This window comes from Methylobacterium sp. HMF5984 (assembly GCF_045033435.1).
Classification (GTDB): Bacteria; Pseudomonadota; Alphaproteobacteria; order Rhizobiales; family Beijerinckiaceae; genus Methylobacterium.
The window spans coordinates 3,038,279-3,051,956 of the sequence record NZ_JBJFLN010000001.1; the positions used below are offsets into that span (position 1 = coordinate 3,038,279).

Below are 13,678 nucleotides of genomic sequence, written 5' to 3' on the forward strand. Positions count from 1 at the left end.
AGACGGAACCAAGGTTCCCTGCGGTCGCGTTTGCGACGTGACGTCGATAAACCCTCCTCGCGCCAGATCGCATAGCGGACGACGGCGAGGGCGTCCGAGAATGTAGGCTGGGGCTTGGGGTACCACGCCGTCGCCGCGATCTGCCGCCGCTGACGGGTTGGGAGCAGCTGGGCCATTAGGGTGACGATTGAGAACAGGGCGAGCAGGCAGGGCGTCGTGCGGGCAATGGCCTTGTCGGACCACTGACGCTGGATCTCGACGCCGAGATGGGCCCGTGCCTCTTGGAAGGTAACCTCGACCTGCCAGCGTCGGACGATCCTTCGACTAGCTCAGGATGAGGCACGTCACGATCTGTGTCGGATCTCGTGCTGGATCGGTGCAGAGCAGCCCTTGCGGCTCGAAGCGGTTCTCGGGATCGCGGATCAGAACCCAACGGACTGGTACCACCGGCAGCCCGGAATGATGCCAGACGGCGGAAGCCGAGGTGATCTCGATCCTGCGTTCACCTGTGCCGTGCCAGCCCGGCCCGCTCACCTGCTGCCAGATGGTGGCCGGCTCGGTCAGGATCTTGTTATAGTGCTTGTGCAGTTGTGGGCTTACTGGGAGAGAAAATAAAATGATAAAAATAAAAATGCACATGAAATTTTTTGTCTTTGTATTTTTATGCGCAATAAAATGCACTATAATTTCCGATTCGGCGGCTGCTCAAGATATTCAACGGAGCAATAAAGAAATAATGCTTGATATGAAGACGGATGATTACTCAAACGACATCGGCTTGGAAGGGGAGCATGAACTGACGCGTTTGGAGGCACGCCGAATTGCTCGGCAAGCAGGCGTCATCGATATCGATATGGTCAAGCGCCATGGTATTCATGTAGTTGTAGATGGTACGGATGAGAACGGTGATGATATTACTGTACTCATTGATCGTCGCTCGGGGCGAGTTGCCCAAATAAAAAAATAAATTGTCTATCTACCCATTCAAAAATCGCCTCATTCATATCTAAAATAAAAATAACTATCAGACCCCGTTTCATAATTTCCTCGCCAGTCGCCTGACCAGGACCATCGCTGCTGCCAGGACGAAGAAGGCGAGTGCGGAAGAGGTCGTCGCCTCAATTGATCCCTGGCGAGCCTACGGCATCGACTGATCCAACTGAGCGTCCGCTCGATGACCCACCGTCGCGGTTGAACCGCGAAGCCCTTCTGTCCCTCGTCGGGCGCGACGATCTCGATGGTGATCGCCGTCGCGGTGCCGAAGCGCTCGCCTCAATAAGCGAAGCGCCTTTGGCAGTGTGGGCACAGGACGGGCGGGACGAGGCTGGCGAACAGCTGACCGATGATGGCCTGCCGCACGGCGGGCAGGCTGGGTGATGGCGGCGGCCCCGGAAGGCGGGTCGTCATTTTTTCCCCGCCCCGTCCGACGATGTTCGGCGAGGCGCAGGTGCTGCAGATAGGTGCAGGCGATACACGTCATCAGCGCGTGTCGATGCAGCCCGGTCCAGGACCGTCCCTCGAAATGGTCGAGGCCGAGTTCTTCCTTGAGCTGCTGGTGGGCCTGCTCGCAGACCCAGCGCGCCTTGATCGTGCCTGCCAGGGCGCGCCGTGACGTGTCGGCCGGCAGGTTGGACAGGTAATATCTGCGCTCACCCGACGAGCACCGCACGCACAACGGACGCAAGTACCTGATGCTGAACGTCATTGATGAGTTCACCCGCGAGTGCCTGGCCATCCGAGTATCCTGCAAACTGAAAGCCCTCGACGTGATCGACATGCTCTCGGATCTGTTCAGTCGGTCGTGTCCCACAGCGTGGTGTAGCTGAGGGGTGGTCATCGGCGGTTGCCGGGTAGGGTTGAGTTGCGACAACCAACCTGGAACCCGAGAGCCCCCCGATGACCGACGAGATGATGAGCCTTTGCGGGCTGATGGAGAAGAGCGCCGACACCGATTTGCTGAGTGAGATGATCGGCTTTGCGGCGGAGCGGCTGATGGAGCCGGAGGCGGGCGGCCTGACTGGCGTAGCCCACGGTGAGAAGAGTGCCGAGCGGCTGGTCCAGCGCAACGGCTACCGTGACCGGGACTGGCAGACACGGGCTGGCACGGTCGAACTTCGGATCCCCAAGCTGCGCAAGGGGAGCTACTTTCTCAGCTTCCTGGAGTCACGGCGCATGGCCGAGAAGGCGCTCACGGCCGTGATCCAGGAGGCCTACATCCAGGGTGTCTCGACCCGCTCGGTGGACAATCTTGTCCAGGCGATGGGCGGCACCGGCGTGTCGAAGAGCCAGGTCAGCCGGCTCTGCCAGGAGATCGACGAGCGCGTGGGTGCGTTCCTCGATCGACCTATCGAAGGCGAGTGGCCCTACCTCTGGATCGACGCGACCTACGTGAAGGTGCGTCAGGAGGGACGCATCGTCTCGGTGGCGGTGATCGTGGCGGTCGGCGTCAACAGCGACGGCCGGCGCGAGGTGCTCGGCATGGATGTCGGCCCATCCGAGGCCGAGACGTTCTGGACGGCGTTCCTGCGCAAGCTCGCCCGGCGGGGTCTACGGGGCGTGAAGCTCGTGATCTCGGACGCGCACGAGGGCATCAAGGCTTCCGTTGCCAAGGTCATGAACGCCACCTGGCAACGCTGCCGCGTCCACTTCATGCGCAACGTCCTGGCTCATGCCGGTAAGAGTGGCCGACGGGTCGTCTCGGCCTTCATCGCCACCGCGTTTGCTCAGGACGATGCGGAAGCTGCCAAGATCCAATGGCGCAAGGTGGCCGACCAACTCCGGCCCAAGGTCCCCAAACTCGCCGCTTTGATGGATGAGGCCGAGCCAGACGTGCTGGCCTACATGGGCTTCCCCGCCGCTCATCGGGTCAAACTGCATTCAACCAACCCGCTGGAACGCGTCAACGGCGAGATCAAGCGCCGCACCGAGGTCGTCGGCATCTTCCCTAATGAGGAAGCCGTGACCTGCCTCGTCGGCGCGATCCTCCTCGAACAAAACGATGAATGGGCCGTCCAACGGGGCCGCTACATGACGCTGGAAAGCATCGCGCCAATCAGCGATGATCCCCTCGTCAGCCTGCCCACCCTGGCAGCCTGATCCTCCCGGCCCAAGCCGGTGATCGTCGTGGCTCACCAGAAGCTACACCACGCCAAGGGACACGACCTGTTCAGTCTGCGCGGTGTGCCAGGCCATGTCCGCTCGGACAATGGGCCTGCGTTCATCTCCAAGGCCGTTCAGGACTGGATCGCGGCGGTGGGATCGACGACCGCCTACATCGAGCCGGGCAGTCCGTGGGAGAACGGTGATTTACGAGAGCTTCAACGCGAAGCTGCGGGATGAACTCCTCAACGGCGAGGTGTTCTACACCCTCAAGGAGGCCAGCGTCGTGATCGAGCAATGGCGGAAGCACGGCAACGGCATCCGGCCGCACGCGTCGCTCGGCTACCAGCCGCCTGCGCCAGAGATCGTCATCTGGCCAACGGAACCAAGCGGCTCAGTGCCGCTCGCTCACCCCGCCATCGTCACGCGTCCGACGATGCACTAATTTCAAACCTGGGCCACCGAACGGGGGCAGGCCAGGTCGGCATGTGCCTCGATGCAGTGCGAGGCATGGTCGCCACCACAAGGGCCAGGCTGCAAGCCCGGCCCTTGTGGTGAAAGCGCTCCGACCAGCAGCTGGCGCTTGATACGCGGCCCCCAAAGCTGCACGACAGCCCGATGGCAGGACGCACTCTTCTACACGGCGGCCACGACACGTTCACACAGATGCACGGATAACGGTCACGGCATCACAGCCTCCTTCACCCGTTAACCCTGCCGAACCAAACTCGCCGCCCCCCCCTTGGAAACGGCTCTAATGCAAGCGTGATGTCCTGAGACATTCTTCGATTGCGACTGAGACTATGCTAGTAGATTGAGCAAGAGACATCCTAAACTTGACAGCAATGAAAAACAGGAGTGCGGCGCATTTCTAACCCACAAGGCAAGCAAATGTATTATCGTACCATATCCTAAATGCCACAATCACAGGAATAAAATGCCCTGATATATACTTCAGGAGCCACTCTGATATATTTTTAATAAATTTGCATCCCAACCCCTTCAGTGGGTACCCTTATATGATCTATATTATAATAAATCAATATAAATTCAAAAATATATTCAGCAAGGAGAGAAAAGGCTGTTTCGATGCAAAGAACTAGTATGCCAAATTTGATCTCAGATAAGGCCGAGGATAAAAATGCCCTGATAATACTCGATTTTGATCATACCTTGTTTGCAAGCAATAGCACTGAGATGTTTATCCAAAACTGCGAGCCTAGTTTCCTTATCTCGTTAATAGATTTTATAGCTAGACACCTGATTCCCTGGAAAATTTTTGGTCTCCCTCACTATTACCGTCTGCGAGATTACGCCTGCTGCAGTACGATCGCCATTCTTACGCCGTGGAATATATTTTTATGGAGGCGACGTGCGCCATCAATTTTCGAAAAATTCAACAGCCGAGTAGTTTCAAATGCGTTTTCAGAGGGGGATATTCAGCGTACTATAATCGCAAGTTTTGGCATATGCTGGATTATAAAACCATTACTAAAGGGAAGTCGGTGGCAGAGTGCAAGACTTATTGCAACCCCAGCCATTGCAAGCTTAGGTTTTTTTAGTCTGGGAAAGCTTAAACTCGTGCAAATGGTACTACCCGATGAGGCGACGAAGAATTCAACCTGCATCACCGATTCTCTTGACGATCAAGACTTGCTTCAATTTGTTCGGAATGGCTTACTTATCGATCCGCAAGGGGATGATCGTAAATCAAGTCACAAGCTATATCTGCCTATGCGCTACACGATAGCGGCAAAATATCCGAAATTATATGTGGTAGATCAGTTATTTTTTGTTGACATACTTATCTCAATCGCCGCTATAGGCTATAATTTTTCCTCTTTTTTGCAGGCTTTCCTTATTGTACCTTGGTTAATAATTTCTGTGATGTGCATCTATGAGCTAGGATACTATGAAAATGATATGACAGCAGCATTGAAAGAAATACATCCCTCTGTGACGCCACAAGTTAAGGAATACAAAAACTATCCTATCAAGATTAATGCATGGCTATGGGCTTCCGGGCTTGGCACTATTGGTATAATAATTGGCTCCTCATGCGATATTATTCGTGCCAACTTTATTCTGTCTGAAGTTATATGGATAATAGCGCTTCTTGCCATAAGGACTATATTTTACTTCTATAATATGCTTCCAATAAACTTGCGAGTATACTTATATCCATTTCTTCAAGCCACTAAGTATCTATCAGTATTTTTGTTAATCGCCCCAACATTTGCTGGGCTAACATTAGTATTTAGTCAAATCTCTCAAATGTCATTCCGTTATTATTTATATCGTAATGGAATGAATAACAGTCTATATAATAGAGATGTTCTACGGCTAATATTTTTTATTATTTGTGCCGTTTGTCTTGCTGCATATGTAGATTATTCGACTAACGATAATTTTTCCTTCTTCATCTGCGGAGGATTCGCCTTTGCACGATTATTAAAAAAACCTATCTTAAGATACGCTGCCATCAATAAAATATAAACGGCCTTACAAAATAATGCCCAAGCTTAGCTGGCGGCCAGAAAGGTCTATGGGCTCAAAGTTAATGATTTTTGACATTGTAGGTGGCGTATGGACCGTTGTTCAAATAGTGCCTTCCGATGGATTTATATAATTAAATAGCATCTGGGTGTTATAGGTCGGGATGTCTTATGAAATTATGATATTTACTTAGAAAATAAAATAGGCCAAGCATTGATTTGAAAAAGGTAAAATAATTTATGATCCGCCTAGTTTTAATATTTATTGGTCAGTTGGTTGTAAATTACAGTTTATTTGTGCAGTTTTATTATCATAGAACAGCTTGACACTGATCCTCCGTGTTAATTCTAGCTTTTATTTAATTATAACACCATGGTCAGGCCGCTTCGGGCGCAGTCGCAGGCAGGAGCCGTCGTTGAGCCAGAGGCGCGACCGCTTCGAATGGCGAGAGGGAACTTTAAGGACCTGGCGGCGCCAGAGGCCCTCATCCTGAGCCTGTCGGAGGATCGACTTGCTTCACGTTCACCGTACAGCCGTTACGCCGGAGCAAGGTCGTGATTCGACGATAGCCGTAGCGCCCATACTGCAGCGCCAGGGCGACGATGGCGGCCGTCACAGCGGCCTTATCCTCAACCACGACGGCGCATTTGCGCTGGGTCGAGCGATGTTGCCCCAGGACACGACAGGCGAAGCGTTCCGACGCGCCGTGCTCGGCAACGACGTAGTCGACGCAAGCCCGGCGGCGAGCCGGGCTCAGAAGTTTCCCGAGGCTGCCTCCTTCAGGATCAGCTTCTCCAAAGTCAGATCCGAGATACGCCGCTGCATACCCTTGAGGTCGTCCTGCGAAATAGGGTCGATGATGCGCTGAGCGCCCGGTTCTCTGCGACCTGGTACAGCGATTCCGCCGTGGTTCGGCCCTACCTTCTTCAACAAAAGGTCCATGAGGCACACCAAAAATGGCCTCTCTCGGATCACGGCTGACGCGGGGGCATGTGGTGGCGGAACTCAGCTTCAGGTTATGGACCGGCATGTTCAATCGCCACCAGAGCCATCTTTGGGGCGTCCTGTAGCCGATTTTTTGAGCTCGCAGGGCCTGCAGCGCAAGAACGTGCCCGGGAAACTCGACGACATCCGCAGTTTGCGAAACCGGATCGCTCACTACGAGCCAATCGTGCAGCGGGATCTGCAGCACGCCCATCATGAGATGGAGACCCTGACCCGGTGGCTCTGTCCCGATGCCGCCACCTGGAACGCGGTCCACAGCCGCTTTCCCCCTGGTCTGCCCGCCAAGCGTCGTCATCGTCAACGGGCAGGTCGATCCGGCGCTCGCGCCTAACCTCTGAGAGCCATGGTGTCCCCTGCTGGACGCGCCCTACTCGCGCCCCCCCCAACGACTCCCGCAACCCGCCGGCGGCGATTTTCGCTTGTCAGTGACGGTCGCTGATGCGACCCGGAAGCCTTCGACCGCTTCACTGGGCAGAGACCAGTTGACAGGTCCGGCTTCAAGGCACGCTGCGCCTTCCGGCCTTGCTCCCTGCCCAGCCGCCCGGCGGTGGACTGCCAGCGGGGCTAAGCCCCAGTCTAATCAGCGGTGCTAATCGAGCCTTTGTACGGTCACAGAAAACCGTTTTTGCGATTTTACGGGTTGCTGGAAGGTGGTTACCGCTCTAATGGGCCTGTGTGGCCGCGGGATGCGCGTGACGGTGGCAATCCCAAGTTTATCGCTCCGTCATGAGGGCGACGCGGTCGTGTTTGGCCATCATTGAAACCATTCTCACAGAAATACAGAAAGCCGTTTTTACGAATGAACGATAAACCGGAAATATGACCTGAGAGCTACGCTTGCAGGTGACCTGACCGGTATTTTGGACCGAGCCAATTGAGAGGCTACTGCATGGTGGCGGCCATGGGTAGCCGGAAGGCCAGACCCGGGTAGCTGACGGGCGCGGGCGGCCGATAGCCCAGCGACGAATGCGGTCGAACGCGGTTGTAGGTGGTTTGCCAGAGACCGATCACGATCTGCGCCTCCTTCAGCGAGTAGAAGATCTCCTGGCGTAGGCACTCGTCGCGCAGCTTGCCGTTAAAGCTCTCGCAGTAGCCATTCTCCCACGGGGATCCTGGCGCGATGTACTGGATCTGTGAGCCAGCTTTGGCGACCCATTTGCGCAACGCCTTGGAGATCATCTCTGGGCCATTGTCGCAGCGAATGTGCTCCGGGATGCCGTGCAGGCACATCGCGTCGGCCAGCGCCTCGATCACGCCGACGCTGTTGATGCGCCGCGCCACCTTCAGCGCGAGGCAGGCACGGCTGTGCTCGTCAATCAGCGTTAGGATGCGCAGAGAGCGCCCATCGTGCGTCTGGGCTTGCACGAAGTCGAAGCTCCAGACGTGATTGCGATGAAGCGGTCGTAGCCGCACGCAGGAGCCGTCGTTCAGCCACAAGCGGCTGCGGGGTCTATGTCGGCTGGGGACCTTCAGCCCCTCGCGACGCCAGATGCGCTGAACCCGGTCTTTGCCTACCTGCCAGCCGGCTGCCTGTAGCAGCGCGGTGACTCGGCGGTAGCCGTAGCGTCCGTACTCGGACGCCAGGGCGATCATGGCCTGGGTCAGTGCATCCTCGTCGGCCAGCACGGTAGGCACGTAGCGTTGCGTGCCGCGGTGCTGACCGACGATCCGGCAGGCGTGACGTTCCGAGAGGCCGTACTTCTCGCGGATGCCGTTCACCGCCTGCCTGCGTCGCTCGGGGGCTACAAGTTTCCCGAGGCGACGTCCGCCAGCACCTGCTTCTCTAGAGAAAGGTCGGCGACGAGCCGGCGCAGACGAGCGTTCTCGCGCTCCAGATCCTTCATCTTCCTGGCTTGATCGACCTGAAGGCCGCCGTACTCCTTGCGCCAGCGGTAGTAACTCTGCTCGGAGATCTCCGCCTCCCTGCATGCAAGGGCCAAACTCTTGCCCTGGGCCGTCTGCACCTCAATCTGACGCAGCTTGAGCACGACCTGCTCCGCGTTCGTCTTCTGGCCTCGCCGCATGTCCAACTCCTTTGGTCCTGGCTGATCCTCTCAATCAGCCCGGTCCAAAGCCAGCCGGTTGTCCGTCGTCAGATGATTTGGGACATTCAGCGGTGTTCAGGAGCGGAGGCTCTGGTTCATCTGGGGTAAGAGGTTAGGCAGCCTGCGCGTGGTGGCGCAAGCGGCGATCCATCAGGGTCTGGCGCTTGATGCGTTCCCGCTCGGCCAGGATCCCTTCGCCGCGTCCGAAGTAGACGTCGGCGGGCGTGAGGTTGCTCAGGCTCTCATGGGCTCGGGCATGGTTGTAGTGTTCGACGAAGTCGGCAACCTGCGTCTCCAACTCGCCGGGCAAGTACGCGTGTTCGAGCAGGATGCGGTTCTTGAGTGTCTGATGCCAACGCTCGATCTTGCCCTGCGTTTGCGGATGGCATGGCGCACCGCGGATGTGGGTCATGCCCCGAATGCCGAGCCAGTCAGCCAGGTCGCTGGCGACGTAGCTTGGACCGTTGTCGGAGAGCAGGCGTGGCCGCGGCATCACCCGCGCCTGATCGAGCCCAGCCGCACCCAGCGCCAGGTCGAGCGTGGCGGTGACGTCGCTGGCCTGCATCGTCGTGCACAGCTTCCAGGCGACGATGTAGCGTGAGAAGTCGTCCAGGACCGTCGACAGGTAGTACCAGCCCCAGCCAACGACCTTCAAGTAGGTGAAGTCCGTCTGCCAAAGCTGGTTGGGCGCGGTGGTTTTATCGCGGAACTCGTCGGCGGCCTTGATGACGATATAGGCCGGGCTGGTGATCAGGTTCTGAGACTTGAGCAACCGGTAGACGGTCGCTTCCGAGACGAAGTAGCGCCGCTCGTCGGTGAAGCGCACCGCCAGCTCACGCGGACTGAGTTCAGGCTGCTCCAGAGCCAAGGCAACGATCTGCTCGCGGATCTCTGCAGGTAGACGGTTCCAGACCCGGCTCGGCTGCGAAGGATGGTCATTCAACGCCTCGGGGCCGCCGCGCTGGTAGGCGTCGTACCAGCGGTAGAACGTCGAGCGCGTGATGCCGAGCTTGTCCAGGGTGGCACGCACCGGCAGGTGGGATTGCTCGACCAGCCGGATGATCTCCAGCTTCTCGGGGGCCGGGTACCTCATGCCTCGTCGCCCCCAGCCCCGCTCATGCTTTTTTTAAGCAAACGGTTCTCCAGGACGAGATCAGCTACGACCTCCTTCAGCGCCCCCGCTTCGCGACGGAGATCCCGCACCTCATCCGTGGTGGCCGCACGAGACGTGTCACCGGACAGGCGCTTCTTGCCAGCCTCCAGGAACTCCTTGGACCAGCCGTAGTACATCGAGGCGGCAATCCCCTCACGTCGGCACAACTCCGCGATGCTGTCCTCGCCACGCAAGCCTTCCAGCACCACACGGATCTTCTCCTCGGACGAGAACTGCCGACGTGTGGCCCGACGGATGTCCTTGATCACCGCTTCTGCCGGCTTCTTGGCCGGTCCGGATGTCTGCTTCATCTTCGCTCCTCAGGGGCTACGATGAACCAGCCATCCTCCGTTCGTGAAGACCCTCATTCTGTCCCACAGGTGCTGACGTCGGACAGCCTTCCTTTCAGCCGTCAGCAGCTCCGGGACGGTCGGCATCTGCTGCTGTGCGCTGGCACCTCCGGCCATAGCGACGAGTGCGAGGGCGGTAAGGGCTATGCGCATCCTAGCAGGATAGCTGCCGGGGTGCGGTTGTCGAGACGAGCACCCTCGACGATCTCCCGGCCATAGTTCGGGCGAGCGGCCATGGCATGCTGCAACATGCAAATCCCAACGCTGCCCAACCATAGCGTCGCCGTTTCTGCATGCCGGAGCGATAGGGAACGTTTTCGGTGGTCGGTGACCACAGCTGGCTTTCACCCCTCCCGATCCACGCAATCCTATTCGTCAGCAGCCCATGCGCTCGCGGCAGGAATTTCTCACGCGCACTCACTCGCCGAACGTCCGCCAATTCGTTCGCGGATCAACGACGGGAGTTGGATGTAGCGACCGGATAGCCGGGCACCGATCCGCCGCCGATCGGAGATCCGTCGCCGGGCCCCCAGGAGCCGACCGGCGATCCGATGCCCGACCTCGGCCCGACGCCGCCGATGGACGACGCGGCCGTGATCGCGCAGACCGAGGAGCAGCCGAGCTAGCGGCTCTCAGTCGACCCGCTTCCGGTATCGGTTGCCGGTCGCGTCGGTGAGGATGATCGCGGCCGTGGTCGCGGGATCGGCCGCGATGGCGGCCGGCGCGGTGATGGCGTCGGCGCGGCGCATCGATTGCGCCTGATCCATCGCAACGACGCCGAGCGCCGCCACGGTGATCGCGGACCACAATCCGGCTACGGCGACGGTGGGGATCTTCGGCACGCTGGAACCCTTACGATGGATCGTAGGATGCCGGTGATCGGTTAATGAGGCCGATCCACGGCGGGCGCTCAGTCCAAAAAGACGCGGATCCCATCAGTGTTAGATGCCAGCCCGCGCGCCCTGATCGGTTAGACGTACCGGGCCGCAATCGGCGTCGAGGGAAGCTGACCGAACGGAGGGACTTGCCCTCGCGCACTTGGCCGTCGCACGGTACCGGCATGTGCAACCTCTACAGTCTCAACAAGGGTCAGGACGCGATCCGGAAGGCGTTCGGCGTCCAGCGCGATGACGCCGGCAATTTGCCGCCGCTGCCCGGTATCTTCCCGAACACAATGGCGCCGGTCGTGCGGATGCTGGAGGGCGAACGCACGCTCGCGATGATGCGCTGGGGCATGCCGTCGCCCGAGTTCGCACTTAAGGGCAAAAAGGTCGATGCAGGCGTCACCAACGTCCGCAACACCCGGTCGCCGCACTGGCGCCGGTGGCTGAAGCCACAGCACCGCTGCCTCGTGCCCTTGACCTCGTTCAGCGAGTTCAATGCGAAGGCCGGGGGTGACATTTGGTTTGCGCTCGGAGAAGACCGCCCGCTGGCGTGTTTCGCCGGCATCCTGCTCGACGGGTGGAAATCCGTCCGGAAGGTCAAGGACGGCGAAACCGAGGACGACCTGTACGCCTTCCTGACAACGGAGCCGAATGCCGAGGTCGGAGAGATCCACCCGAAGGCAATGCCGGCGATCCTCACCACTGAGGACGAACACGAAACGTGGTTGTCCGCTGAATGGCCGGAAGCCGCCAAACTGCAGCGGCCCTTGCGCGACGGCGCTCTCAAGATCGTCGCGCGTGGTGCGAAGCGCGACGGGGCTTAAAGGCACAGCCCCTACCAGAACCGCATCGTAACGGCGCCGTCCGTCTGATTGATGGCTACAACGCGAGGGCCACTCACATCTGGATCACGCTGTTCCCAGGCCGACAACGCGGCGTTAGCAACCTCGACGATTGCACCCGGGGAGCCACTGCTGATCTGCGGTCGGATCGCCTCCACGAGCCGCGTGACGATCGTCTGCTCCTCAGGCGATTGGGCTGGTATCGTCTCCTGCCGGTAGAACGCCGCGTAGACATTCTCGGCGATGGTCCGAGCGGCTTTGTCAGCGTCGGGCATGCCCTGCTGCATCGGGTGAACCTTCCCAGGTTGCGCGTTTCATCCCTCAAGACAGGTGCTCATGAAGCTCCGCGCCTGGCAACCTTTACACGTCCTAGCGCGCTGCGGATCCGAGTGGAGCACTGCGGCAATTGAGATGGGCCGGGTTGGTGGAAACAACTCCCGCGTTGCAGCCTCCTTGCGTGCCGACATAGAGCGGGGTTCCGTCTGAGCCGACGTTGGTAAGGAAGCCGATAGGCCGCGTGCCGGCGTTGAGATGGTTTGGGTTGCTTGTGACAAGTCCCGCATCGAGCCCAACTGCCGTGCCGACAAAGACGGCCACATCTCCGGATGAAGTAGGCCGCGCTCTTGTTGAGCCCACGGGCGCCGTAGCGCATCCCTTGTACCCAGGATCGACTGTGACCACGCCAGCGTTGCAACCGGCCTCTATTCCAACAAAGAGCGCGACACCCGTGGCGACTTCAGCGTGCGGCATCTGTGTGGCGTTCGATTGTACGACAGGCGCCGGGACACCACCGAGCGCAGTACGCAGAACGCGCATACCGTCCTTCACGTCCTGTAGCGTGCCGACAACCACGTAGCAGGTGTAGGTGTGGTCACCGGCTGGGATCGCGTTCGCGCGGAACACGCAGTTCCACTTTACCGTGGCGTTGCCGGCCCCCGGCAGTGTCGAGAAATCGAAGCGGCCATAGCCAGCGTTCGGCAGCGCCGGCTGAGGCAGGCTCGGGCTGTAGACGCCCATTGCCCGCGAGCCGTCTGCGGTGGACAGAATCACCGGTAGGCTCTGCTCCCCAGCCTCTGGCGAGAGCACGGCGGCCTGGGCCGTCGCCGGGTCGAAGCTCCAGAAATGGGCAAAGTCGGGCGGCATGTAGGCGGTCGCGACTTCGAACGTGGCCGAGTCGTGAGCCTGCGCGGTGGTGAAGGTCGCGCGGTATTCGATCGCGTTGGCGACACCTGCACTCCCGAGGGTGACCCGCTTCGTCAGGACGTCGTCAGAACGCGGTGAGTTGTAAGGGCCGGGGCCTTTCGGGCAACTCCCAACCGGCCGGCCCGGCGACATGAAGTAGGCCATCTGGGTGCGCGTCAGCAGCATCGCCGGGCCTATCTCAAGAGCGGTGAGTAAACTTGAACTGCTTGGGCCATTGGCGTCCCCATCACTGCCGGCCTCGGTCGGGTTGAGGCACTCACCGTAACCGTCGTAGGACGAGGCTGATTGTAGTTCGCGACCGTGGTCGTGGGCGTTGATGAACTGCGTGTCGGTCCAAGTCAGGCTATCGATAGCGCCGGCCGTGCGTGACGAAACGCTGACCGCGATGGTTGAGCCTCCGAACGGTCGGCTGATCGTGGCCCGCCTACCAGGCTCCGGCCAAGCGATCGATGGACCATCCTCGGCAACTGCTCGTCCGGTGAGGACGCTGAGCGTCGCCAATGCGCTAAATCTGATGCGGCGTGATTTCAGTGCGGACATGCACCGAATTTAGAACCATGCCCGAGCGTGTCGCAATGCGTACACTGTTCCTGATCCCGGC

Annotated in this window: 10 protein-coding genes and 5 pseudogenes; 6 read left to right on the forward strand and 9 right to left on the reverse strand. The window is 58.9% G+C overall.

Features of this window, described 5'->3' with window-relative positions:
- Window positions 1–324 precede the first annotated feature (324 nt).
- Window positions 325–639, reverse strand: a complete 315-nt coding sequence (locus tag ACFZ8E_RS14695; protein WP_405043081.1) for a hypothetical protein — start codon at window positions 637–639, stop codon at window positions 325–327.
- Here ACFZ8E_RS14695 and ACFZ8E_RS14700 point away from each other — a divergent pair.
- Window positions 638–967: a hypothetical protein gene (locus tag ACFZ8E_RS14700; protein ID WP_405043082.1), complete on the forward strand. Its 330-nt coding sequence runs from the start codon at window positions 638–640 to the stop codon at window positions 965–967. The genes ACFZ8E_RS14695 and ACFZ8E_RS14700 overlap by 2 nt on opposite strands.
- Window positions 968–1,036: 69 nt before the next feature.
- On the opposite strand, the pseudogene ACFZ8E_RS14705 reads toward ACFZ8E_RS14700, so the two are convergent.
- Window positions 1,037–1,272, reverse strand: a pseudogene (locus ACFZ8E_RS14705) (transposase); the annotation flags it as partial.
- A 13-nt stretch (window positions 1,273–1,285) separates the two neighbouring features.
- Window positions 1,286–1,660 (reverse strand): annotated as a pseudogene (locus ACFZ8E_RS14710) (IS701 family transposase); the annotation flags it as partial.
- Here ACFZ8E_RS14710 and ACFZ8E_RS14715 point away from each other — a divergent pair.
- The 4 genes and pseudogenes from ACFZ8E_RS14715 to ACFZ8E_RS14730 all read left to right on the forward strand — a co-directional run.
- Window positions 1,659–1,793, forward strand: a pseudogene (locus ACFZ8E_RS14715) (IS3 family transposase); the annotation flags it as partial. The pseudogenes ACFZ8E_RS14710 and ACFZ8E_RS14715 overlap by 2 nt on opposite strands.
- Window positions 1,794–1,896: 103 nt before the next feature.
- Complete coding sequence (locus tag ACFZ8E_RS14720) at window positions 1,897–3,096, forward strand: IS256 family transposase (RefSeq protein ID WP_405043083.1); 1,200 nt, start codon at window positions 1,897–1,899, stop codon at window positions 3,094–3,096.
- 63 nt (window positions 3,097–3,159) lie between these two features.
- Window positions 3,160–3,544: pseudogene (locus tag ACFZ8E_RS14725) on the forward strand (integrase core domain-containing protein); the annotation flags it as partial.
- A 659-nt stretch (window positions 3,545–4,203) separates the two neighbouring features.
- Entirely contained in the window at window positions 4,204–5,595 is a 1,392-nt protein-coding gene (locus ACFZ8E_RS14730; RefSeq protein WP_405043084.1) for a hypothetical protein, read from the forward strand.
- A gap of 372 nt (window positions 5,596–5,967) precedes the next feature.
- On the opposite strand, the pseudogene ACFZ8E_RS14735 reads toward ACFZ8E_RS14730, so the two are convergent.
- The 4 genes and pseudogenes from ACFZ8E_RS14735 to ACFZ8E_RS14750 all read right to left on the reverse strand — a co-directional run.
- A pseudogene (locus tag ACFZ8E_RS14735) lies at window positions 5,968–6,420 on the reverse strand (IS3 family transposase); the annotation flags it as partial.
- 1,062 nt (window positions 6,421–7,482) lie between these two features.
- Window positions 7,483–8,624, reverse strand: a protein-coding gene (locus ACFZ8E_RS14740) for an IS3 family transposase (RefSeq protein ID WP_405042273.1) whose coding sequence is annotated in 2 segments (ribosomal slippage) — window positions 7,483–8,357 and window positions 8,357–8,624 — 1,143 coding nt in all. Because the reading frame shifts where the segments join, the coding sequence is not laid out codon by codon here.
- A gap of 133 nt (window positions 8,625–8,757) precedes the next feature.
- Window positions 8,758–10,109, reverse strand: a protein-coding gene (locus ACFZ8E_RS14745) for an IS3-like element ISMex16 family transposase (RefSeq protein ID WP_405041759.1) whose coding sequence is annotated in 2 segments (ribosomal slippage) — window positions 8,758–9,773 and window positions 9,773–10,109 — 1,353 coding nt in all. Because the reading frame shifts where the segments join, the coding sequence is not laid out codon by codon here.
- Between the two features lie 671 nt (window positions 10,110–10,780).
- Window positions 10,781–10,990, reverse strand: a complete 210-nt coding sequence (locus tag ACFZ8E_RS14750; RefSeq protein WP_405043085.1) for a hypothetical protein — start codon at window positions 10,988–10,990, stop codon at window positions 10,781–10,783.
- A gap of 218 nt (window positions 10,991–11,208) precedes the next feature.
- On the opposite strand from ACFZ8E_RS14750, the gene ACFZ8E_RS14755 reads away from it, so the two are divergent.
- On the forward strand, window positions 11,209–11,856 hold the full coding sequence (locus tag ACFZ8E_RS14755) for an SOS response-associated peptidase (RefSeq protein WP_405043086.1): 648 nt from the start codon (window positions 11,209–11,211) through the stop codon (window positions 11,854–11,856).
- Window positions 11,857–11,867: 11 nt separating this feature from the next.
- Here ACFZ8E_RS14755 and ACFZ8E_RS14760 read toward each other — a convergent pair whose 3' ends face one another.
- Window positions 11,868–12,161, reverse strand: a complete 294-nt coding sequence (locus ACFZ8E_RS14760; protein WP_405043087.1) for a hypothetical protein — start codon at window positions 12,159–12,161, stop codon at window positions 11,868–11,870.
- Between the two features lie 82 nt (window positions 12,162–12,243).
- Entirely contained in the window at window positions 12,244–13,617 is a 1,374-nt protein-coding gene (locus ACFZ8E_RS14765) for a hypothetical protein (RefSeq protein ID WP_405043088.1), read from the reverse strand.
- Between the last annotated feature and the right edge of the window lie 61 nt (window positions 13,618–13,678).